Source organism: Aeromonas sp. MTB (assembly GCF_056632455.1).
In genome coordinates this window covers 255,852-277,964 of record NZ_CP147026.1, presented here as the reverse complement: position 1 = coordinate 277,964, position 22,113 = coordinate 255,852, and the positions used below count along the sequence as shown (strand labels likewise).

At 61.6% G+C, this 22,113-nt stretch carries 21 protein-coding genes; 8 read left to right on the top strand and 13 right to left on the bottom strand.

Translation table 11 applies throughout. The features are described from left to right. Positions 1–119 precede the first annotated feature (119 nt). Positions 120–1,031, top strand: a complete 912-nt coding sequence (locus tag WBR25_RS01315; RefSeq protein WP_031227935.1) for a lipase family alpha/beta hydrolase — start codon at positions 120–122, stop codon at positions 1,029–1,031. Continuing rightward, the gene (locus WBR25_RS01310) at positions 1,028–1,777 is read left to right on the top strand and encodes a lipase secretion chaperone (protein ID WP_479749285.1); all 750 of its coding nucleotides are present in this window, start codon (positions 1,028–1,030) and stop codon (positions 1,775–1,777) included. Before WBR25_RS01315 ends, WBR25_RS01310 begins: the two co-directional genes overlap by 4 nt. 36 nt (positions 1,778–1,813) lie before the next feature. On the opposite strand, the gene WBR25_RS01305 is transcribed toward WBR25_RS01310, so the two are convergent. The 4 genes from WBR25_RS01305 to sgrR all read right to left on the bottom strand — a co-directional run bounded on the left by WBR25_RS01305 (position 1,814) and on the right by sgrR (position 7,247). Next, positions 1,814–2,515, bottom strand: coding sequence for a hypothetical protein (locus tag WBR25_RS01305; protein WP_236373559.1), 702 nt, complete (start codon positions 2,513–2,515; stop codon positions 1,814–1,816). Between the two features lie 44 nt (positions 2,516–2,559). Further along, positions 2,560–2,955 carry an acyl-CoA thioesterase gene (locus WBR25_RS01300; RefSeq protein WP_005336457.1) on the bottom strand — a complete coding sequence of 132 codons (396 nt, stop codon included), beginning with the start codon at positions 2,953–2,955 and terminating at the stop codon, positions 2,560–2,562. Positions 2,956–3,220: 265 nt separating this feature from the next. Further along, the gene (katG, locus tag WBR25_RS01295) at positions 3,221–5,398 is read right to left on the bottom strand and encodes a catalase/peroxidase HPI (RefSeq protein ID WP_270819464.1); all 2,178 of its coding nucleotides are present in this window, start codon (positions 5,396–5,398) and stop codon (positions 3,221–3,223) included. A 145-nt stretch (positions 5,399–5,543) separates the two neighbouring features. Continuing rightward, entirely contained in the window at positions 5,544–7,247 is a 1,704-nt protein-coding gene (gene sgrR, locus WBR25_RS01290; protein ID WP_479749284.1) for an HTH-type transcriptional regulator SgrR, read from the bottom strand. A 100-nt stretch (positions 7,248–7,347) separates the two neighbouring features. Here sgrR and WBR25_RS01285 point away from each other — a divergent pair, with 100 nt between their 5' ends. The 3 genes from WBR25_RS01285 to WBR25_RS01275 all read left to right on the top strand — a co-directional run bounded on the left by WBR25_RS01285 (position 7,348) and on the right by WBR25_RS01275 (position 9,677). After that, positions 7,348–7,524: a hypothetical protein gene (locus WBR25_RS01285; RefSeq protein WP_144716069.1), complete on the top strand. Its 177-nt coding sequence runs from the start codon at positions 7,348–7,350 to the stop codon at positions 7,522–7,524. A gap of 150 nt (positions 7,525–7,674) precedes the next feature. After that, the gene (locus WBR25_RS01280; RefSeq protein WP_042013457.1) at positions 7,675–8,943 is read left to right on the top strand and encodes an O-acetylhomoserine aminocarboxypropyltransferase/cysteine synthase family protein; all 1,269 of its coding nucleotides are present in this window, start codon (positions 7,675–7,677) and stop codon (positions 8,941–8,943) included. A gap of 107 nt (positions 8,944–9,050) precedes the next feature. Continuing rightward, complete coding sequence (locus tag WBR25_RS01275) at positions 9,051–9,677, top strand: glutathione S-transferase family protein (RefSeq protein ID WP_439984677.1); 627 nt, start codon at positions 9,051–9,053, stop codon at positions 9,675–9,677. 64 nt (positions 9,678–9,741) lie between these two features. Here WBR25_RS01275 and WBR25_RS01270 read toward each other — a convergent pair whose 3' ends face one another. Continuing rightward, positions 9,742–10,641 carry a DMT family transporter gene (locus tag WBR25_RS01270; RefSeq protein WP_479749283.1) on the bottom strand — a complete coding sequence of 300 codons (900 nt, stop codon included), beginning with the start codon at positions 10,639–10,641 and terminating at the stop codon, positions 9,742–9,744. 137 nt (positions 10,642–10,778) lie between these two features. Further along, entirely contained in the window at positions 10,779–11,219 is a 441-nt protein-coding gene (locus tag WBR25_RS01265; RefSeq protein ID WP_019445450.1) for a DUF2214 family protein, read from the bottom strand. 83 nt (positions 11,220–11,302) lie between these two features. Here WBR25_RS01265 and WBR25_RS01260 point away from each other — a divergent pair, with 83 nt between their 5' ends. Further along, positions 11,303–12,937, top strand: a complete 1,635-nt coding sequence (locus tag WBR25_RS01260; protein WP_479749282.1) for a sensor domain-containing diguanylate cyclase — start codon at positions 11,303–11,305, stop codon at positions 12,935–12,937. Positions 12,938–13,052: 115 nt separating this feature from the next. On the opposite strand, the gene WBR25_RS01255 is transcribed toward WBR25_RS01260, so the two are convergent. From WBR25_RS01255 to WBR25_RS01230, 6 genes are read right to left on the bottom strand one after another with little or no spacing between them, the layout of a single operon-like run. Next, entirely contained in the window at positions 13,053–13,706 is a 654-nt protein-coding gene (locus tag WBR25_RS01255) for an HAD family hydrolase (RefSeq protein WP_479749281.1), read from the bottom strand. A 39-nt stretch (positions 13,707–13,745) separates the two neighbouring features. Then, positions 13,746–14,753, bottom strand: coding sequence for an ABC transporter ATP-binding protein (locus tag WBR25_RS01250; RefSeq protein ID WP_479749280.1), 1,008 nt, complete (start codon positions 14,751–14,753; stop codon positions 13,746–13,748). Between the two features lie 6 nt (positions 14,754–14,759). After that, positions 14,760–15,536: an ABC transporter permease gene (locus WBR25_RS01245; protein ID WP_017765538.1), complete on the bottom strand. Its 777-nt coding sequence runs from the start codon at positions 15,534–15,536 to the stop codon at positions 14,760–14,762. After that, a complete protein-coding gene (locus WBR25_RS01240) occupies positions 15,529–16,428 on the bottom strand; it encodes an ABC transporter permease (RefSeq protein WP_479749279.1) in 900 nt (299 codons plus the stop codon). The genes WBR25_RS01245 and WBR25_RS01240 overlap by 8 nt, the downstream gene beginning before the upstream one ends. Further along, positions 16,428–17,261: an alkaline phosphatase family protein gene (locus WBR25_RS01235; RefSeq protein WP_479749278.1), complete on the bottom strand. Its 834-nt coding sequence runs from the start codon at positions 17,259–17,261 to the stop codon at positions 16,428–16,430. The genes WBR25_RS01240 and WBR25_RS01235 overlap by 1 nt, the downstream gene beginning before the upstream one ends. Positions 17,262–17,270: 9 nt before the next feature. Beyond that, positions 17,271–18,317, bottom strand: coding sequence for an ABC transporter substrate-binding protein (locus WBR25_RS01230; protein WP_479749844.1), 1,047 nt, complete (start codon positions 18,315–18,317; stop codon positions 17,271–17,273). Between the two features lie 264 nt (positions 18,318–18,581). On the opposite strand from WBR25_RS01230, the gene WBR25_RS01225 reads away from it, so the two are divergent. After that, a complete protein-coding gene (locus WBR25_RS01225; protein WP_088868366.1) occupies positions 18,582–19,346 on the top strand; it encodes a UTRA domain-containing protein in 765 nt (254 codons plus the stop codon). Between the two features lie 40 nt (positions 19,347–19,386). On the opposite strand, the gene WBR25_RS01220 is transcribed toward WBR25_RS01225, so the two are convergent. Then, the gene (locus WBR25_RS01220) at positions 19,387–20,151 is read right to left on the bottom strand and encodes a helix-turn-helix domain-containing protein (protein WP_005336490.1); all 765 of its coding nucleotides are present in this window, start codon (positions 20,149–20,151) and stop codon (positions 19,387–19,389) included. Between the two features lie 1,265 nt (positions 20,152–21,416). Between WBR25_RS01220 and WBR25_RS01215 the strand changes: the two genes are divergently transcribed. After that, entirely contained in the window at positions 21,417–22,043 is a 627-nt protein-coding gene (locus WBR25_RS01215; RefSeq protein ID WP_479749277.1) for a porin family protein, read from the top strand. Positions 22,044–22,113: the final 70 nt, after the last annotated feature.

Genomic DNA, 22,113 nt, shown 5'->3' with positions numbered 1-22,113 from the left:
TGCGATCCCCCTCACAGCCTCTCCCGTCAGCAGCCACCATACTGGCACCGGCGAACATGGAGTACGCCACACAATCTGTTCCTCACGAATCAACAAGGATGCTGATAAGGATGCTGATGATAAAGAGATGGCTTCTGGTGCTGCTCTGCACCCTGCCCATGCTGGCACACGCCAGCGGATACACCCAGACCCGCTACCCCATAGTGCTGGTGCACGGCCTGTTCGGCTTCGACAAGCTGCTCGGGGTCGATTACTTCTACGGCATTCCCCAGGCCCTGAGCCGGGATGGTGCCAAAGTCTACGTGGCCCAGGTGTCAGCCACCGCCAGTTCGGAGCAACGGGGGGAGCAACTGCTCGCCCAGGTCGAGCTGCTGCTGGCGGCCACCGGCGCCGAGAAGGTCAACCTGATCGGCCACTCCCACGGCGGCCCCACCATCCGCTATGTCGCCTCGGTCGCCCCCGAGCTGGTCGCCTCCGCCACCAGCGTCGGCGGCGTCAACTACGGCTCCGAGATTGCCGATCTGGTGCGGGCCAATGCCGCCCCCGGCAGTGCCGCCGAGAAACTGGCGGCCGCCGCGGCCCACGCCCTCTCCGGCATGATTTCACTGCTCTCGGGCGGGAGCCAGCTACCGCAAGATCCGGTCGCCGCCCTCGATGCCCTCACCAGCAAGGGGGCCAGCCAGTTCAACCAGCGCTACCCGGAGGGGCTGCCCAGCCGCTATTGCGGCGAGGGGCCGATGCAGGCCAGCAACGGCGTCTACTACTTCTCCTGGAGCGGACGCGGCAACCTGACCAATCTGCTGGATCCGGTGGATCCTGCGCTGGCGCTGACCGGCGCCTTCTTCAAGGAGCCCAATGACGGGCTGGTCGGGGTCTGCAGCAGCCACCTCGGCAAGGTGATCGGCACCGACTACCGGATGAACCATCTGGACGAAGTGAACCAGTCCTTCGGTATCCACCATCTGTTCGAGACCGATCCGGTCACCCTCTATCGCCAGCATGCCAACCGTCTCAAGGAGCTGGGACTATGAAGATAGCCACCCTGCTCGTCGTGCCCTGCGCCATCACCCTGCTGCTTGGCGGGGTGTTGCTCTGGCCCACAGCACCGACGGCAGACTCATCCCCCGCTCAAGCCAGCCAGCATGCACAGAGCCACCCGCACGATCCCGAGCAGGAGGCCGCCGATGCCCTGCAGGCGCGCTATCGCACCTTTGTCTCCGCCCAGAGCAGCCTGACGGTGCCCACCGAGATCTCCCTCGCCAGCCTGCAGATCCTGTTTGACGAGCGGGAGCAGCTGCGCCAGCAGAGCTTTACTCCGGCCGAGCAGGCCCAGCTGTTTGCCGAGGATCGGCTGATGGAGCAGCTGACCCTGCGCCGCAGGGCGCTGGCGGAAGCAAGAGACAGCGACAAGTCGCAGCTGGCCAGCGAGCTGGATCTCTGGCTGGCGGAGCAACCGGGCTGGTTTCGCGAGGCGGAGGCCAACAGCCGTCTGCTTGAGGAGTTGCAAGAGCTGGCGCAGATGGACCCGGCCAAACGGGAGGCTCTGCTGCTGGAGACAGGGGGGCCGGAAGCGGTGGATCGGATGCGCCAGCTGGAGCAGAACCGGCAAGGGTTCGAGGAGCAGCTCAGCGGCTTTCTGGTCGAGCTCAGACAACTGCCGAACGAGGCCCGGGCCGAACAGCAGCAGGAGCTGCTGGCCCGCTGGTTCGAGCCCGGACAGTGGCGCCGGGTCGAGGCACTCACCCGGCTCAAGCTGGGGGAGCCACACACCAAATGAGAAGGGGGCCCGTTATGGGCCCCCTTGCTATTGCGCTTATTGCGGCTTGTTGGCACCCGGCAGCGGATGCCAGGTGAGGCGGGTTACCTGAGTGCCCTGCACCTCGCACTTGAGGCTCAGCTCCTGCCACCCCTTATCCTGACGCAGGGAGACCTCCCCCTCGATCCCCTGCTCGCCAATCTTCAGCTTATCCTGCTCGAAGATCACCTTGTCGCCGTGGGCGAGATCCATCAGTTTGCCGTTGCAGAGCCAGTGAGCGAGATCCGCCCCCTTCAGCTTGACGCCCCCCTTGGCCACCTTCTGTTCGGCCGCGCTCACCACAAACAGCTTGCTCAGCTCGGCAGCCCGCTTGGTGAGCCACTCCTGACGCTGCTGCATGCTCATCTTGCTGACGAACTCGGCGGGCTGCCCCTTCTCGTCCAGCCATTGGGTCAGCTTGCCGCTGTCATCAAAGGCGAACTGGGCGGCGGGCTCTTTGACCCCGAACAGCTTGCCGCCCTTGAAGTAGTAGCGGCTCTCCCCTTCCAGCTTGCCCAGCTCGTTCATGATGGGCACGGCGATGATGACGGGGGCGCCATCGATCCAGGCCTTGATGTCGACGCCGTCATGGCTGAATTGACGGGTATCGAGGGCGCTCTCGGCCCCCTTCTCCATCAGGGTAAACTGCTCGGCGAGAGAAGCGGCCAGAGAAGGGAGGGAGCAGAATCCCAGGGTCAGCGCGATCGCTGTGTTGCGCATTGAGTTGTACATAACACTCCTGTGATGGGCCATCCGGCCCGTGGTTAACTCTCTGTCAGCCAGGCCCGCAGCCCTTCCCGGTGAGCATCGCTCAGGGGCAGGGATTGGCGGGCCCGGTAGTCAAAATGGATCAGGGTCGTTTCGGCGGTGACGGCCAGTTCGCCGCCCTGCCAGGCCTCCTGCCAGACCGTAAAGGAGCTGGTGCCGATGCGGCGCACGCCGGTCTTGATGGTGACCGGCTGGCCGTAGAACAGCTCCCGTTTGAACTGCACCGTATAGCCCGCGATGATCAGGTGCCAGTTATGCACATCCAGATCGGGGGAGAAGATCCGGAACAGGGGATCTCGCGCCGATTCGAACCAAACCGCCGGCACCGTATTGTTGATATGGCCGAGGGCATCCGTCTCCTGAAAGCGGGGTTGGATCTGCATTTCCAGCATGAGTTGACTCCTTGTCTCTTTGTTTCTGTCCTTGTCCGTTCATGGGACATCAGTGGCCAATGGGTGGCCGCCGGGCATCACCAGCGGATCAGCATGTTACATGATACTGCTGGCCCAAGCACAGGGATGCCCACGACCCTGCGATACCGGCCAGCAGGTGTCGCAGTGCGGCGAGTTTTGGTGCTCTGCAAAAAAAGCGGGCAGTAAAAAGCCCCGCACATCTTGGGTGTGCGGGGCTGGTGCAGATAACCAAACGGCTTGGGGACTAGCCGAGCAGATCGAAGCGATCCGCATTCATCACCTTGTTCCAGGCGGTGATGAAGTCACAGACAAACTTCTCCTTGTTGTCATCCTGGGCATAGACCTCGGCATAAGCGCGCAGCACCGAGTTGGAGCCGAACACCAGATCCACCCGGGTGGCCGTCCACTTCAGCGCGCCGCTGCGGCGATCGCGGATCTCGTAGAGATTGCTCGCTTTCGGCAGCCACTGGTAGCCCATGTCGGTCAGGTTGACGAAGAAGTCGTTGCTGAGCACCCCGACCCGATCGGTAAAGACCCCGTGCCCGGAACCGCCATGGTTGGTGCCGAGCACCCGCATCCCGCCGACCAGCGCCGTCATCTCGCAGGCGGTGAGCCCCATCAGCTGGGCGCGATCCAGCAGCAGCTCCTCCGCCGTCACCACATAGTCCTGCTTCAGCCAATTACGGAAGCCGTCGGCCAACGGTTCCAACACCTCGAACGAGGCCACATCGGTCTGAGCCTGAGTGGCGTCCCCCCGGCCCGGCGCAAACGGCACGCTCACCGTCACTCCAGCGGCCTGGGCAGCCTGCTCGATGGCGAGGTTGCCCCCCAGCACAATGAGATCCGCGACGCTGACGCCACACTCGGCCGCGAGCTTGTCATAGACCGCCAGCACCTTCGCCAGCCGCGCCGGTTCATTGCCCGGCCAATCCTTCTGCGGCGCCAGCCGGATGCGGGCGCCGTTGGCACCGCCCCGCTTGTCGGAGCCACGGAAGGTACGGGCACTATCCCAGGCTGTAGTGACCCGCTCGCTGATGGAGAGGCCGCTGGCGGCAATCCTGGCCTTGACCGCCGCCACGTCATAATCGGCACGGCCGGCAGGCACCGGATCCTGCCAGATCAGATCTTCTGTCGGCACATAGGGGCCGACATAGCGGCTCTTCGGCCCCATATCCCTGTGGGTCAACTTGAACCAGGCGCGGGCGAAGGCGTCGGAGAAGGCCGCCGGGTCATCGCGGAAGCGCTCGGCAATCTTGCGATACTCGGGATCGAATTTGAGCGCCATATCGGCATCCGTCATCATGGGTTTGCAGCGGATCGACGGATCCTCCACATCCACCGGCATATCCTCTTCGGCGATATTGATCGGTTCCCACTGATGGGCCCCCGCCGGTGATTTTTGCAACCACCAGTCGTACTTGAACAGCAGCTCGAAGTAGCCGTTGTCCCATTGGGTCGGGTGGGTGGTCCAGGCCCCTTCGATGCCGCTGGTCACTGTGTTGCGGCCGATGCCGCGGCTGTGGTGATTGATCCAGCCGAGCCCCTGCTCCTCGAGGCTGGCCCCTTCCGGCTCGGGGCCAAGCTGTTTGGCATCGCCGTTGCCGTGAGCCTTGCCGACGGTGTGGCCACCGGCGGTCAGCGCCACCGTCTCTTCATCATCCATCGCCATGCGGGCGAAGGTGACTCGCATATCCTGCGCGGTTTTCAGGGGATCGGGCTGGCCATCCACCCCTTCCGGGTTGACGTAGATAAGCCCCATCATCACCGCCGCCAGCGGGTTTTCCAGATCCCGCTCGCCGGAGTAACGACCGCCCGGCTTGCCGCTGGGCGCCAGCCACTCTTTCTCCGATCCCCAGTAGATATCCTTCTCCGGGTGCCAGATATCCTCGCGGCCAAAGGCGAAGCCGAAGGTCTTGAGCCCCATGGACTCATAGGCCACGGTGCCCGCCAGAATAATCAAATCGGCCCAGCTGATCTTGTTGCCGTACTTCTTCTTGATGGGCCACAGCAGGCGACGGGCCTTGTCGAGGTTAGCGTTATCCGGCCAGGAGTTGAGGGGGGCAAAACGCTGGTTGCCACTGCCGCCACCGCCACGACCATCGGCGATGCGATAAGTCCCGGCCGAGTGCCAGGCCATGCGGATCATCAGGCCGCCGTAGTGACCCCAGTCGGCGGGCCACCACTCCTGACTGTCGGTCATCAGGGCGGTCACATCCTGCTTGAGGGCCGCCATATCGAGCCCCTTCAAGGCTTCCCGATAGTTGAAACCGGCCCCCAGCGGATTGGTCTTGGTATCGTGTTGGTGAAGAATGTCGAGGTTGAGGCTCTTCGGCCACCACTCCATTCTGGACGTCTCGACGGAGGTGGTTCCCCCGTGCATGACCGGGCATTTTCCTGCGGAACTGTCTGAATTGTTGCTCATCGTTTTCCTCATTTGCTCTGCTGTCCATAACCTGAAACAGCATGGCACAGAGGCGTGACACAAACTGTGCAGCAGCGGCCGATTTACGAATCTTTCACGCAAGCGGCCCCGGAGCACTCGTCGGCCGCGACAGAAATTGGACGAACTATGGCGCCTCTGCGGGCTGATGGGGCGGCTCGGGCCGCAGCCAGGCGCTGCGAAAATCGAACCAGCCGAGCGCCGTCATCCGCACCCCGTGCACGCCGACCCGGCTCTCCAGCTCCAGCCAGTGGTGAAACAACGGCACAAACCAGCTCTGCTGCTGCACAGTTGCCAGCAGGGCGCGGGGGCCGGGCTCCTCACCGCTGGCGCGCCACTGCATCAACCCTTGCCACAACTCATGCTGACTGCTCCACACCTTGCGCAGCAACGGGGTGCCCTGCAACCAGGCGTAGGGGGCAAAGGGGCCGGCATGTTCGAGGTTGAGGGTGCCGAGCCAGAGATCCACATCTTCATCCTCGCCACTCACCCAGCGACCGTAATCGAGGGTGCGCACCTCCAGCCTGATCCCCTGTTCGGCCAGCAGGCTGCTCATGGCGTTGGCGCACTCGTTGAACTCCAGATGCTGGTTGAAGCAGGCAAGCACCAGTCTTCCCGGCAACTGCGCCGGTGTGGGCAAGGGCGCGGGCAGCGCTTCGCGCCAGTGGGGCAACAGGCCGAGGGCGCTGGTCCAGCCCCGTTGCAACTCGGGGGCGACCCGCCCCATCAGAGCCACCGGATTGAGCAACTGGCCGAGCCACTGGCGCAGGGCGGGATCCTGCAAGGATCCGGAACGATCGTCCTGCAGCAGGAAGTAGCAGCCCGACTCCAGCTCCGATTCGCCGCGCATGGTACCGAGCTCAGGGCTGTCGCGTCCCAGCTGCAGGTGGGTCTCCAGCCGCTCCGCCAGTTCAGGCAGCATCCAGATATCGATCTCGTCGAGCAGGGCGCGCAGGCCGAAGTAGTCGTCAAACGCCGCAAGGCAAAGATGCAGGGGATCGTTGGCGGCCACCCGGTAAGGGCCGGTGCCCACAGGTTGCAGGGCAAAGCCCGCCTCCCCCTTGAGCTCCCGTGGCAAAATGGTCGCCACCGGCTCCGCCAGCAGGTGGGGCAGCCAGGGATCCGGACTGTCGAGATAGAGATCCAGGGTGCGCGGCCAGGGGCTCTCCAGCCGAACCAGATGGGAAAACAGCGGGCGATCCCGCAGGGCCTGCAGACTCTCCATCACATCTTCCACCACCAGCTCGCGACCGTGCTGAAAGCGCACCGCCGGACGCAGGTAGAAGCGCCAGTGGCAGGGGCCCAGACACTCCCAGTGGTGGGCGAGATCCCCTTCGATTTCCCCATTTTCCTCATTTCGCCGGGTGAGACCGTTGAAGATCTGGCGGCTCAGGTGAATTTCGGAGCGGCGCATCGGGCCGGTGGGCAGCAACTGCGGCAGCGGTCGGTAGTAGGGCACCCGCAGGATCTGGCGCCCCTCGCGGGTGGCCTGACCGAGCTGTTCGATCAGCAACGGAGTGAGAAGATCGAGGCGATCCTCGGCCAGCCGCACCGCCTGCGCCAGCTGGCCCTGACTGAGCAGATCCCGCAAGCGGCGCCGGGTCAGGCTCTCCTGACTGTCGAGCAGGGTGAGCCGGGAGCGCCTCCCCCGCCCCGCTTCCGCCGACCAGCTGAGCCAGCCCTGATCCTGCATCCGCCGCAGCAGCAGACGGGCGTTGCGCGGGGTGCAGCAGAGCAGATCCGCTACCTCGGCGAGGCTGATCTCCTGCTCGTCGCTGCCAAGCAGCTGGGCGAGTCGTTGAAATTGCTGGTAGAGGCGACCGGTCGGCATAAAAGAGGAAATCCTGTTGCTGTAAGTCATCAGTTTTTACTTCCGCATTTTAGCTCAATACTGCTGATGAACGTGAGAACCACAGCAGAGGAGCACCATCATGAGCCACGCCAACCCCATCAAACCGAACCGGATCCAGCAGACCTTGCGCCGTTACTTCAAGCGGATCCTGCCACGCCCCTTGCCGCTCATCGAGGATCCCATGCAGCAGCTCAACCACCTGATGCAGTGGGATATGAACCAGATCGATGACAAGGAGTATCGCCGTCGTCTCTGAGTGCGGGCCATGCCAACCACTCAGGAGGCGCATCCCCTGCAGGCGACATTGCTTTGCCGGATCTTGCTGTTTACATCGGCCACGGGCCTGATAGATTGGACGTCTATCCATCTATAACTGCGACAAGCAACATCCAACAAGGAGTGTGTGATGAAAGATGCGACCCTGGCCCTGCACCATGGCTTTTCCAGCGACCCCACCACCAAGGCGGTCGCCGTGCCCATCTACCAGACGGTGGCCTACGAGTTCGAGAGCGCCCAGCACGGGGCGGATCTGTTCAATCTGGCGGTGCCGGGCAACATCTACACCCGCATCATGAACCCCACCAACGATGTGCTGGAGCAGCGGATGGCCGCGCTGGAAGGGGGGATCGCCGCGCTGGTGGTCTCGGCAGGTTCCGCCGCCATCACCTACGCCATTCAGGCGCTGACCGCCGCCGGTGACAACATTGTCTCCACGCCCCAGCTCTATGGCGGCACCTACACCCTGTTCGCCCACATGCTGCCGAGTTTCGGGGTCGAGGTGCGCTTCGCCAAGGATGACAGCGCCGAGGCCATCGCCGCCCTGATCGACGACAAGACCAAGGCGGTCTACTGCGAGAGCATCGGCAACCCGGCGGGCAACATCGTCGATCTGGCCGCGCTGGCCAAGGCCGCCCACGCCCGCGGTGTGCCGCTCATCGTCGACAACACGGTCGCCACCCCGGTCTTGTGCAAGCCCATCGAACATGGCGCCGACATTGTCGTTCACAGCCTGACCAAATATGTCGGCGGCCACGGCAACTCGCTGGGCGGCGTGGTGGTCGACTCGGGCAAGTTCCCCTGGGCGGATCACGCCGAGCGCTTCCCTCAGCTGACCAAACCCGAACCCTCCTACCACGGGGTGGTCTACACCGAGGCCTTTGGCCCCGCTGCCTTTATCGGGCGGGTGCGTACCGTGCCGCTGCGCAATACCGGCGCGGCGCTGGCGCCGATGAACGCCTTCCTGCTGCTGCAAGGGCTGGAGACCCTGAGCCTGCGCATGGAGCGCCACGTGGATAACGCCCTGCGGGTTGCCAACCACCTCAAGCATCACCCCAAGGTGGCCTGGGTCAGCTACGCCGGTCTGCCGGGTCACCCGCACTATCTGCTGGCGGAGAAATACATGGCCGGCCGCCCCTCGGCCATCCTCTCGTTCGGTCTGAAGGATGGCTACGAGGCGGGCGTGCGCTTCTACGATGCGCTGAAGATCTTCAAGCGGCTGGTGAACATCGGCGATGCCAAGTCGCTGGCCTGCCACCCCGCCTCCACCACACATCGCCAGCTGAGCGAGGAGGAGCAGGCCAAAGCTGGGGTGAAACCCGAGATGATCCGGCTGTCGGTCGGGATCGAGGCGATCGAGGACATACTGGCGGATCTGGATCAGGCGCTGGAGGCCTGAGTCAGTCAGCAAGGGAGCGGGCATCAAGCCCGCTCTTTTTTAGCCATCGGTGAACCGCCCCCCTCGCCTGCTCGTATACCCCATCCTGCCACCGAATCGAGGTCGTTATGATAGTCCTGCACCACCTGAACAAATCCCGCTCCCAGCGCATCATCTGGCTGCTCGAAGAGCTGTGCCAGCCCTATGAGATCAAGGCGTATCAGCGCGATGCCACCACCTTTCTGGCACCGCCCGAGCTCAAAGCCATTCACCCTCTCGGCAAGTCGCCGGTCATCGAGCTCGACGGCCGGGTGCTGGCCGAATCAGGTGCTATCACCGAGTACCTGATTGCCCGCTACGCCCCGGATCGGCTGGCACCGGCACCAGATAGCCCGGAGTATCCCGAATACCTGCAGTGGCTTCACTTTGCCGAGAGCTCCGGCATCCTACCGCTGCTGCTCGACATGTTCGTGCGCAAGGATGGCAGCCCGATGCGCTTCCTGCCGGACTACGCCAAGGCGGAGTGTGCCAAGGTGCTGGGCTACCTCAATGAGGTACTGGCGAGTCGCCACTATCTGGTGGGGGATCGCCTCTCCGGCGCCGACATCATGAACTCCTTCCTGGTGGATCTGCTGGCGCAAAGTGGTCAGCTGGCCCACTTCTCGCACCTGCAAGCCTATTGGCAGCGTCTCAATACCCATCCGGCCCGTCAGAAGGCGGTAGAGCTGGAGCGCGAGCTGGATCAGCGCCCCTGATCCAAACAGCCACCATGCAAAACGCCCCGACAGTCGGGGCGTTTTGTTATGCTGCGAGCGCGGTTTACTTGGTCACAGGCACCTTGTCTCGGCGCGACTTCCACCACCAGCGCAGCCGGATTTGAGAGATAAGCATTCCCGCCAACATCAGGGCGCAACCGGCGATAGCGCGCTCGTCCAGCGTCTCCCCCAGCAGCAACACGCCACCCACGGCGGCAAACACGGTCTCCAGACTGAGGATGATGGCGGCGTGGGCCGGATGAGCGCCCCGCTGCCCCACCACCTGCAGGGTATAACCGACCCCGACCGATACCAGCCCGGCATAGAGCAGCGCCTGCCAACCGGCCGCTGCGCCGCTAACAGTCGGGGTTTCGATAACAAAAGCAGTGGCGAGGCTGAGCAGGCCGCAGACCACGAACTGCACCCCGGCGAGCTTGATGGGGGCAACCCGGTTGGAGTAGTGATCCACCAGCAGCAGATGCACAGCCCAGAAGAGAGCACCGACCACCTGCAACAGATCGCCAAAGCCGATGGTGAACTCGTCGGTGACGCTCAACACATAGAGACCGGCCAGCGCGATGATGGCGCCGATCCAGGTATTGAGGCCGCTCTTGTGGCGCAGCAGTAGCCCCAGTACCGGCACCAGAATGATGTAGAGCCCGGTGATGAAACCGGCCTTGGCGGCAGTGGTATAGAGCAGCCCCACTTGCTGCAGGGAGGCGGCACAGAACAGCACCAGCCCGGCCAGCACACCACCGATCAGCAGTTGGCGATGGTCGCCCGCGATGGCAACAGGTTGTCGGGATTTGAGCCACCAGAGCAGCGGCAGCAGGGAGAGGGCGCCGAGCAGAAAGCGCAGGCCATTGAAGGTATAGGGCCCCATGTGATCCATCCCGAGGCGCTGGGCGACAAAGCCCATACCCCAGATGGTGGCAGCCATCAGCAACATCAGATTGGAGCGCATGGCGATTCTTCCTTAAATCGGCGCGTGACGGGTTATCCGCTCCAAGATACCCGCCTCCCTATCCTCTTGTCTCCACTCTTTGTCTTCGTTCTCGCTCTCCACGCTCTGCATCGCACTGCTTTTGAGCACAGCGAGTGTTACAGCAGCGAAGGCTTGGTGAACACGGCCAACAGGGCAATCAGTAGCAGATTGCCACGCAGGATCCACACCACCCGGAAGTGCTGCTGAATGGAGATCATCGGCGCCTTGCCCAGACGCAGGGCGCGACGCCAGCGATAGAAGAGGCGGCTGGGATAAACGAGGGAGCCGACAATCAGCAGAAACAGCCCCATCTTGAGGCCGTGGGCAGGATGGGCAAAGATCTCTGCCACCGAGCTGGCATGCTCGAGGGCCAGCAGAGACCCGGTGGCAAAGATAGAGAAGAGCGCCAGCGCCGCCACCCCATCTGCCAGCAGCAGGCGGCGCACTCGCAGCATGTTCAGGCCGCGCCGAAAGATCAGATACTCGACACAGAGGGCAAGGATCAGCACCGCTATGCTGCCATAATGAATCATTGAGAGCAGAGTGTGGTTCAGCATCGGAAACATCTCATTTTCTGCCTTTAGACGAGCCGCACAGCATCATATATGCTGGTGTCACCCGAGACGAAAAGGATCTGTTCATGTCCCCCGCCAAGCCCAAGAACACTTGGTCTTTGATCACCCGCATGCGGCTGGGCCTCCTCTTGCTCTTTATCCCTGTGTTACTGCTCGGCAGCATCTACTACCTGCATATGGAGCGCACCCTGCGCCACGAGCAACAACAGAACCTGATTGCTCGCAACACCCAGTATTTCCATACCCTGATCGAACCCTATCTAGCGACCCTCAAACGCCAGTTTACGCTCATTTATCAGCAGGTAAATTATCGGGATTTCAGCGGCCCGGAGATCCGCAACGGCGAGCGCTACCTGCAACAGTGGCAGGCCTATCACAAGGTGATGGAGCTCGATTACGTCTACGTGGGCACCGAGCATCGCAAGATGCTGATCCACCCCTCCTGGCAGGCCGACGAGAAGTTCGATCCCAGAACCCGCCCCTGGTATCTGCTGGCATCCAGCCATCCCGGACAGATTGTCTGGACTGATCCTTATTACGACTACACCTTGGGCACTCTCACCATGGCGCTGGCCAGGGTGATTGAAGATCCTGACGGCAAGCGGGTTGGCGTACTCTCGCTGGATACCCAGCTCACCCCCCTCACCAGCTGGCTCAACAACAAGCATGATGAGACTCACCCTCTGGGGGCTGGCTATCAGATCCTGCTCAACCATGACGGACTGGTGCTGGCCCATCAGGATCGCGAAAGGGTATTCAAACCCCTCGCCCACCCCGACTGGCTGGCCCGGATGCAACTGCCACAGGGCTTTTTCCTCGATGATGCCAGCGGCCTGATGGTCTCCTACTACCGCATCCCCGAGCAGCGCTGGATCCTGCTCAGCGTCGAGCCGACTGCCAGCATGCAGCAGGTGATCGACAGCGTCTCCATCAACGTGCAGCTGATGATTGCCGTCGCCTGCATCCTCTATCTGCTGCTGGCCCTGCTCTGGTCCCGTTACTTCCGCCGCATGCTGGGGGAGATCACCCTGCTGATCCGCGCCAGCCGCTCTGGCGGTATCGCCTACAACGGCCGCCGTATGCTGGAGCTGGCCAAGGTCTATGAAGAGATGGATGCCGCCAGCCAGGACTTTGCCCAGATCCGCCTGCAAGCCCATCAGGACAAGCTCACCGGGCTCTACAACCGCCGCTTCTTCGACGAGTGCCTGCAGAAGCAGCTCAACAGTGGCGCCCCCTTCGGGGTGGTGATGTTCGATCTGGATGATTTCAAGCGAGTCAACGATACCCATGGCCATCAGGCAGGGGATGTGGTGCTCAAGCGGGTGAGCAAGCTGGGCATGAATCTGTTCCACGAGTGGGGCTGGTTCTGCCGCTATGGCGGCGAGGAGCTGGTGCTGATCTTCCGTTACGGCGAAGAGCAGCCGATGCTCCCCTCCCTGCTGGAAGCGTTCCGGCTCGGGGTGGAGCAGCTGGAGTGGCGCGAATCCGACCTCACCATCACCATCAGTGGCGGGGTGGCCTTCAGCCGCTCCGGGCTCTCGGCCAAAGAGCTGGTGGAGCTGGCCGACAAGGGGGTCTATCAGGCCAAGCGGGAGGGGAAAAACCGTATCTGCTTCCCGCTGCGCCACGCCCCTCACCAGAGTGCCGAGGAGGACATTCCCGCCTTTGGCGAGCCCCGGCAACAAACCAACGAGGGGTAGCCACCGCCGCCAACATCAACCACAACGCCGTCAGCAAAAACAAAGAGAGAGGCTCCAGCCTCTCTCTTTGTTTTTCGTGCTTCTTGCCGCACGTTAAGCCTGTGTGGCGCGCGACTCAGCGCTGCCACTCCCACACCGGCCAGCCCAGCTCCTCGGCCTGCAGGCGCAGCACGGGGGCCGGATTGACCGCATGGGGATGGCTCACCGCCCGCAGCATCGGCAGATCGTTGTGGGAATCGCTGTAGCCAAAGCTCCCCTGCCAGAGATGGTCCCTGCCTGCAAACAGCTGGTTGATGCGGGCCACCTTACCCTCGCGAAAGCTGAGGGTGCCGCGGGTCTGGCCGGTCAGCATCCCCTCCTCCTCATCGAGCAGAATGGCGACGCAGTGATCCATCCCCAGCATCTTCGCCATGGGGGCCACCAGATGCTCGCCGGAGGCGGAGATGAGCACCAGATCGTCGCCCCACTCCCGATGCCATTCGATACGCGCCAACCCCTCGGGGTAGAGGCGCTCGCGCAGCACCTGCTCGGCAAAGCGGGTAGAGAGCGAGTCGAGCCACTGGCGCGTCTTGCCCGCCAGCGGTTGCAGGGTGAAGGCCATGTACTGGTGCATATCCATCTTGCCCTGATGGTAGAGGGACATCATGGCCTGCTCCTCCGCGATCATGCTGGCAGGAGCCAGCTCCTCGGCCACCATGTACTCCAGCCAGAGGCTGGCGGAATCCCCCGCAATCAGGGTCTCGTCCAGATCAAACAGTGCCAGTGCCATGAGGGCTCCTTGCGGTAACAACGAAAATGAAACGAGGCGTCATGCTACCTCACAGAGTTGATCCCGGGCCACCGCCAGGGTCACGGCACTCCCCGCGGCCAGCAGATCGCCAGCCGAGCGGTTGAGGCAATCCACCGTCAACAGCCCCGCCTCGCACTCCACCTGATAGCGGATCACGTTGCCGAGCAGCTGTTGCTGACGAACGATGCCGGGCAGGCTGGGTTCGCTGCTGGTCGCCCCTGCGGGCAGCAGGGTAATGGACTCCGGCCGCAGCGCCAGCGTGCCCTGAAAACGGGGGCCGAACAGCGACTTGCCCTGCTCGGCGCCAAGCAGGTTGTAGTTGCCGATAAAGCCCGCCACAAACTCGCTGGCGGGACGGGTGTAGATCTGCTCCGGCGTGCCGCTCTGGACGATGGATCCCTTGTTCATCAGGAAGATCCGATCCGACATGGTGAGCGCCTCCTCCTGATCATGGGTCACAAAGATGGTGGTGAGTTCGAGCCGCTGCTGGATCTCGCGGATCTGCTGGCGCAGGCTGCGGCGGATGCGGGCATCCAGTGCCGAGAGCGGCTCGTCCAGCAGCAGGATCCGCGGCTGCACCACCAGCGCCCGGGCCAGTGCCACCCGCTGGCGCTGGCCGCCGGAGAGCTCGGCCGGATAGCGGCGCTCGAAACCGATCAGCTCCACCAGCTCAAGCGCCTCCTGCACGCTGGCGGCGAGATCCCGTCCCGGCTGGGGTTTCATCTTGAGGCCGAAGGCAACGTTGTCCCACACCGTCATGTTGGGGAACAGCGCATAACTCTGGAACACCATGCCGATACCCCGCTTCTGGGGCGCCTGCCAAGTAATGTCTTCACCGGCCACCCGCACCTGACCGCCATCCACCGGGGTGAGCCCGGCCAGCGCCCGCAGCAGGGTGGACTTGCCACAGCCGGAGGGGCCGAGCAGGGTCACCAGCTCCCCCTTGCGAATGCCGAATTCGATCCCCTCGAACACTCTGGTGTCGCCGTAGGATTTGTGCAGTTGATTCACTTCTAGATGGAACATGTTGATTCACCGATGAAATCTGTTGGCCGCCCAGGTGAGCAGCAGGGTCAGCAGGAAGTAGCTCATCACCAGCGCACTGGTGAAGTGGCCCGAGGTTGAACGCATGTTGTAGAGGTAGACCTGCAGGGTCTCGTAACGGGTGCCCACCAGCATGTTGGCAAACACGAACTCGCCGAGCAGGAAGGAGAGCGAGAGAAACAGCGCCGCCAGCAATCCCTTGCGCAGGCAGGGGATCACCACCAGCAGAAAGGCGCGGCGACTGCTCGCCCCCAGCAGGTGGGCGGCATCCATCAAATCCCTGAGCGGTACCCCTTGCAGGCTGTTGGCCAGTGCCCGGTACATAAAGGGGAGCACCACTGTGAACCAGGTGCCGATCAGGATCCATGGCGTACCGATGATGGGCAGGACGCCGTCGGCGTAGATCTGCAGCAACCCCACCGAGGAGACCACCGGCGGCACTGCGAAGGGGAGCAGGATCAACAGGTTCATCCAGGGATCCAACTTGGGGAAGTAGTAGGCCACCACCAGCACAGTCGGTACCAGCACCAGGGTCCCCAGCAGCAGGGTCGCGAAGCAGACCAGCAGACTGCGGCCAAACGCCGCCAGAAAGCGCGGGTCGCCCCACAGTTTGAGATACCAGTCGAGGGTGAAGCCATCCGGCAGCAGGGTCGCCCCCCAGCGGGTGGAGATGGAGTAGAGAAACGTGGCCAACAGCGGCAGCAGCAGGGTGGCAACCAGCCCACCCAGCACCCACTTGGGCCAACGCGGCGTCAAATCATGCATGGGATTGCCCCTTGTTCACATAGCTCTTTTTCAGCAGCCACTGGTTGGCGGCCGTCACCACTCCCAGCAGCACCATCAGGATCACCGCCAGCGCCGCCGCCATATTGGGCTCGAGGAAGATATCGCCGGAGACCAGACTGGCCACCCGGATGGTCACCAGATTGAAGTTGCCGGTGGTGAGTGCGTAGGCGGAGGCATAGGCCCCCACCGCGTTGGCAAACAGGATGATCAGGGTACCGAGCAGCGCAGGCGTCAGCACCGGCAGCGCCACATGCCACACATACTGCCCCTTGCTCGCCCCCAGCAACGCGGCAGCCTGCGGCCACTCATCCTGCAGCGCATCAAACGCCGGGTAGAGTAGCAGCAGGGCGAGCGGGATCTGGAAGTAGGTGTAGATGAGAATAAGGCCGCTACCCGAGTAGAGGTTGAAGCCGTCGATCAATCCCCATGATTTCAGCAGCAGGGTCACCGCACCATTGATGCCGAGAATGATGATAAAGGCGAATGCCAGCGGCACCCCGCTGAAGTTGCCGGTCATGGTGACAAAGGCCAGCAGCACCCGTTTGACCCGCTCGCCACTGTGGCGCAGCGCAGCGGCCCCGAGGGTGCCGATAGCCAGCCCCGCCAGACTGGCGATACCGGCGATACGCAAGGAGTTGGCGAACGATTGCAGGTAGAAGGGAGAGCCCAGGATCTCCCGGTAGTAAGCGACCCCCCAACCATCCGGGGTTTGAAAGCTGCCCACCAGCACCCACACCATGGGGGCGAGCTGGAACAGGATCATCAGCAGGATAAACGGCAGCAGCACTAGCGCGGGCAACCAGTGACGGCGCCGCTTGCGCCGGGTGGCGACAGCTTGATCCAGCAAGATCTCGGTGGTTGCAGGCATCATCAGTGCACCTCGCGCATAAAGGTCGCCTTGAGCAGCGGAGGAGCCACCGGCTTGTCGTGGGGAATGCCCAGCAGATCCGCCATCAGGGCGCAGAGCTGGGTCTGGGCGATCACCACCCCATCAGGCCACTGCTCGATAAAAGCGTCGCCAAACAGCCAGAGCGGTACAGTGCGCTCTTCGGGCAAGGTGCCACCGTGGCTCAAGTCGTTGTTCATGCCATGATCCGAGGTGATCACCACCTGATACCCCTCCGCCAGCCACTGGGGCAGCAGATCGGCCAGCAGGCTGTCCATCCGGCGCGCCTGATTGCGGTACTGGCGGGAGTCGAGGCCAAACTTGTGGCCTGCATCGTCCACCCCCATCGGGTGGATCAGCAGAAAATCGGGATCGTACTGGCTGCGCAGCCACTCGCCATCCATCAGCAGATGGCTGTCGGGGTAGTTGTCATCCCAGTAGAAGCAGCCGTACTGGATGGGCAGCTGCTCGTCGTGGGTAAAGCGATCGCGGGCCGCCAGCCAGGGGCTCTTGTTGTAGAGCTCGCTCACCCAATGGTAGGCCGCCGCTGCGGTGCGTTTACCCGCGGCGCGGGCCAGATGGAAGATGGAGTCATGCAGACTGAGACGGCTCACCCCGTTGTGCGTGATGCCGCTCGCCACCGGCGGTACGCCGGTCAGGATGCACTCGTAGAGAGGCCGGGAGAGGGATGGCAGAGCGCAGCTGAGGGTCGTATAGAGGCCGCGCTCCGCCTCCACCATGCCTGCGAGGTAGCCCATCCCATGGGCTACCCCGGCAGAGAGGCCATCCACAAGTACCACTATCACCTTGTGTTGCACTGGATTCCCTTACTGCATGTAGATCATGACGTTCTCTTGCCACTGACGCGGCAGGGCCTTGGAGCTCTGCTCCCAGGCGGCGTGATCCTGCACCGGCTTGGCCTTGGCATACTGCTCGGCCGGCAGCAGCTTGGCCTTCACGTCATCCGGCAACGCAACGTTGCTGCGGATCGGGCGGGCGTAGCCACGGGCCAGGTTGATCTGACCGGCATCGGAGAGGATGTATTCACGGGCCAGTTTGGCGGCGTTGGGGTTCTTGGCCCACTTGTTGATGATGGTGGTGTAACCGGCGATGACTGAACCGTCGCTCGGGATCACCACATCAAACTTCTTGGGGTCGATCTGGTCGCGGTAGTTGAGGGCGTTGAAGTCCCACAGCACCCCCACTTCCACCTCGCCCTTCTCGATGTTGGCGATGGTCGGGTCATTCAGCGACAGGCGCCCCTGCTGGGCCAGCTTGCCGAACAACTCCAAGGCGGGCTTGAGATTCTTCTCGCTGCCACCGGTGGCATAGGCCGCCGCCAGCACGCCGTTGTTGGCCTGGGAGGCAACACCCACATCACCCAGGGTCACCTTGTAGTCGCCACCCAGCAGGGATTGCCAGCTGGTGGGGGCGGCCTTGACCAGATCCTTGTTGATCAGGAAGGCGATGGTGCCGGTATAGGCCAGCATCCAGTGACCGTCGGCGTCCTTGGCCCAGTTGGGAATATCGGCCCAGGTGGAGGGCTTGTAGGGTTGGGTAACACCCTGCTTGACCGCAACCGGACCGAAGGCGCCGCCCACGTCGCCGATATCGGCGGTGGCATTGGCCTTCTCGGCGGCGAACTTGGCGATCTCCTGCGCCGAGCTCATGTCGGTATCCTGATGCTTGATGCCGTAGATGCTGCCCAGCTGCTGCCAGGTATCCTTCCAGTTGGCCCAGCTGTCGGGCATGCCGATGCTGTGGAGCTGGCCTTCGCCACGGGCGGCCTTTTCGAGATCCGCGATATTTTCGGCGGCAAACAGCGGTTGACTGATGGCCACCAGGGCCAGTGCACTTGCGATCACGCTTTTCATCATCCCATCCCTCTGGACTAGGTCAGTTAAGGTTCGAGAGGGATGCTAGAGGGGAATTATGACGGTGGCGGGGCGCTTTAATGGCAGTTTGATGACAATCACCCTGTCATGGCGCTGTCATCCACAGCGGTTACAACTCTGAACCCGAGTGAGGCTGGACTATTCCAGTAAGGGATTGGCCAGCCACCCGCCTTCTGAATAAGCAACAGGGACAAGAGTGTGACCGAGCCGAGATTGAGCGAGCAGAGAGTGAACGAACAGAGCATGGCCGATGGCCGCGTCTCCTCCAAGTGCGAACAGATTTGCCAGACCCTGCGCCGCTATATCGGCAGCGGCCAATTGGGGGCCGGGCAGCAGCTACCCGCCGAACGGGCCCTGAGCGAGCGTTTCGCCACCACCCGCATCACCATCAAGGAGGCGCTCTCCAGCCTCGAAGCAGACGGCCTTATCTACCGTGCCGAGCGGCGCGGCTGGTTTGTGGCACCGCCCCGCCTCACCTACGATCCCGCCATCCACACTCACTTTCACCAGTGGATCGGCGAGCAGCAGCGCACCGCCGAAACCCGGGTGCTGGCCCACGGTAGCGAGCTGGCCAGCAGTGAACTCTGCCGCTGGATGGGGCTTGAACCCTTCACGCCGCTCTACGAGATCCGCCGCCAGCGGCTGATCGACGGTCGCCCGGTGCTCCACGTCAGCCACCACCTGCTGGCGAGCCGCTTTCCCGATATCGCCAGCGCACCGCTGGCCAGCTCCCTCACCGAGCTCTATCAGCAGCGCTATGGCATAGGCCAGGGTGGGGCGAGTCTCGAGATCACCCCCTCGGCGGCGCGCGGCGCCATCGCCCGCGCCCTCAATCTGGCGGAGGGGAGCGCCGTGCTGCGGCTGGTGCGGGTCAACTATGACGAGCGGGGTGGTCTGGTGGATTGCGATATCGAGCACTGGCGGCCGGATGCCATCCGCATTTGTCTGGATACGCGAGCATTGCAGCCGCTCGCAGGCAAGCTGCAACAAACCCGGGTCGCCGATTAGACTCCAGTCAACAGAGCGGATCCCGCAGGATCCGCCGGGATCAGTTGTCAATATTGGGGATCATGTCGTCGAAGCTCTGGTAGCCGCAGTCGGCCAGTTGCAGCGACATGGTGTAGGTCTTGGCGTGCTCCTGCTGGCCGATGGCGGGGCGGTTGAGCTTGATCTCCTGATGCCAATACTCCTTCATCCGGTCGATCAGCGCCATCGCCTCCCCCTCGTTGAGGTGCAGCTGGCAGAGCGCCATATAGTTGTTCGACTTGTGCATGTTCTCCACCAGATACTCCCCCAGCACCGACATTGCCTGCCGCGCCTGCTGACGGGCGAAACGGCTGTGCTGCTCGAAGCTGATCCGCTCGCTGATCAGGAAGTGGTAACTGTTGTCGATACCAAGCTGCAAAATGCCAAGCTTCTCCAGCTTGCGCAGATAGAGGTAGCAGGAGGCATCGGTCAGGCCGTACTCCCGCTTGAGATCGATCAGCGTCTTGTCGCGCCAGAAGATATTGGCGAGAAAGGCGTAGAGCCCCGGCTCGTTGTGAAACGCCTCGTCCTGCTCCTGAGTGAAGACGGCGCGTCGGCTCTGGGCGTCCTGAGTGCGATCCAGCAACTCCTCGAACGAGAGCCCGACCAGATGGCAGATCTCCAGCAGAGTATCGAACGGCAGCGAGGGCTTGTTCATCATCCGCTTCACGGTCGCGATGGAGACACCCATGGCTTCTGCCAGGGTCTGATAGCGAATCCCCTTGTCGGTCAGGGTCTTCTTCAGGGTGTCGAGAATATTGTTGGCCAGGGTCTGGCTGTAGGTCATGCCACTCTTCCTTGTTATCGCACTTTCATTGCATGGTTATGCCGAGTCAGCTTCTGACCTGTTTTTACCTTCAAGGCTCAGATATTGACACCGAAAAAACAGCCTAGAGAAAAAATCGCCTACAACGCCCATCAGGACAGACCAGTTGAACGGTGAGGTCTCAGAATGTGACACCAGACAGTGCATATCTTTCAACCCGCAAACATTTTGCTAGTGCTGCATAGAACATCGCGCATAATCGAAACGTATCGAATTCAAGACCCTTCCTGGTTGAGAAATCGATTGTTTGCTTCCAAATTTTTATCTTTTAAACCGTAAGGTTTTTTCTCTTTCCTGGCATTGGGCGGCGCTGATAGCACCGCCCTTTTCTTTTCCCTGAATTCGCAGGTCAGGTCAAGGGCCACGGCAAGGGGAAGTGTCACCGGCCACCCGCCGCCCACTGATGCGCCAGTCACCACGACCGTTCTGGCAAGATATCCTAAACGGCCATCAATACCGTCTCATTGCCATTAAATATATTTAAATGGCCTGCTTGGAAAGCTTCGTAAAATATACTAACGAATATAATCAAGTTATTTAAAACGCCAAAAAACTATCTTTTAAATGGCTTGTGTATATAAGCAGACAAAATTAATCAGGCCGCACGACCCATATCTGCTTATCGCGCCTCATGCCCTGCAGCTGGGTGAAGAGAAAAGCCACCCACAAGCGCCAATTCGCGTATCTGATGGGCAACATGGCCCACGTGAAAACAGCCTCAAAAGACCACCAAAACCCTCAATGGGAACAATCCCAAACCTCAAAAAGAGCAAAAAACAGGCAAAAAGATAGATTTTTTTCTCACGGTTTCACCTTGTGAGGCGTTCAAAAAATCATCGAAAAGAGCCTGGCGCCTGTGAGTGACATCTGAGATGCCAATTTTTAGACAACTCATCACGGCTACGCTCGAATGAAAATTTAATGCCGATATAAATCAATCACATAGAACCAAAACCGAACTCTCAGCCTGTCATTTGCCTCACCAGTTAATTATTTAAACCTCAATAAAGCTAAAACTCTAATAACACCATTTATTAAACAAAATGCCCCTGCTTGCAGCCAGTCATATTTAGAAGAATGGGGAAATCAGTCTCTTGTTATTCAGAAATTCGCTGACTATACTGCGGCCCCTCTGTGAAAGCAGAGCAATGACGGAAATATAAAAAGCTTCATGGATTGAGCAATATAAATCACACGCAGTTCACGCAACACAAGGTTATTTATCCATGAACAAGTTTAATAAAATTGCCGCTTTCTCCCTGCTTGCTCTGGCCATGAATGGCGGCGCCCATGCCGAAGGCTGGTATGCAGGTCTGGATCTGACCACTTCCAAGATGAATCTCGATGGTGCTGCCAAAGACGTCTATGACGCCAAAGTGATCGACGACCAGCTCGACGGCGGCAGCCTGATCGTGGGTTACAGCTTCAAACCCTGGCTGGCCGTTGAAGGTGGCCTGCACGCCCAACATATGGATCAGCTGACTTGGGTGACCTCCCCGATTGCAACCGGCTTTGCCGACACCACCATCGAAACCCGCAGCATCAGCCTGGCCGCCAAGCTGAGCCAGCCGCTGGCCTGGGGCTTCAGCGCCTATGCCAAACCGGGTATCGCCTACACCCGCACCGAAGTGGAAGTTGTCGGCAACGCCACTCTCCTCGGTTTCAGCGGTCAGGGAAGCAAGAGCGCAACCAAGAGCAAGGTACACCCCAATCTGGAAGTAGGTCTGGACTACGCCTTCAACGACCACTTCTCTGCCGGTATCGGTTACGAGCGCCAGTTCGACGCCCTGAGCCTGGGTGACGAGCACTACTCTCTGGATACCTTCAAGCTGGGTCTGCGTTACCACTTCTAAGTCGCGCCGCGTCAGTAACAATGCAAAAGGGCCGCAGGTTTCAAACCTGCGGCCCTTTTAACTGCTCTTT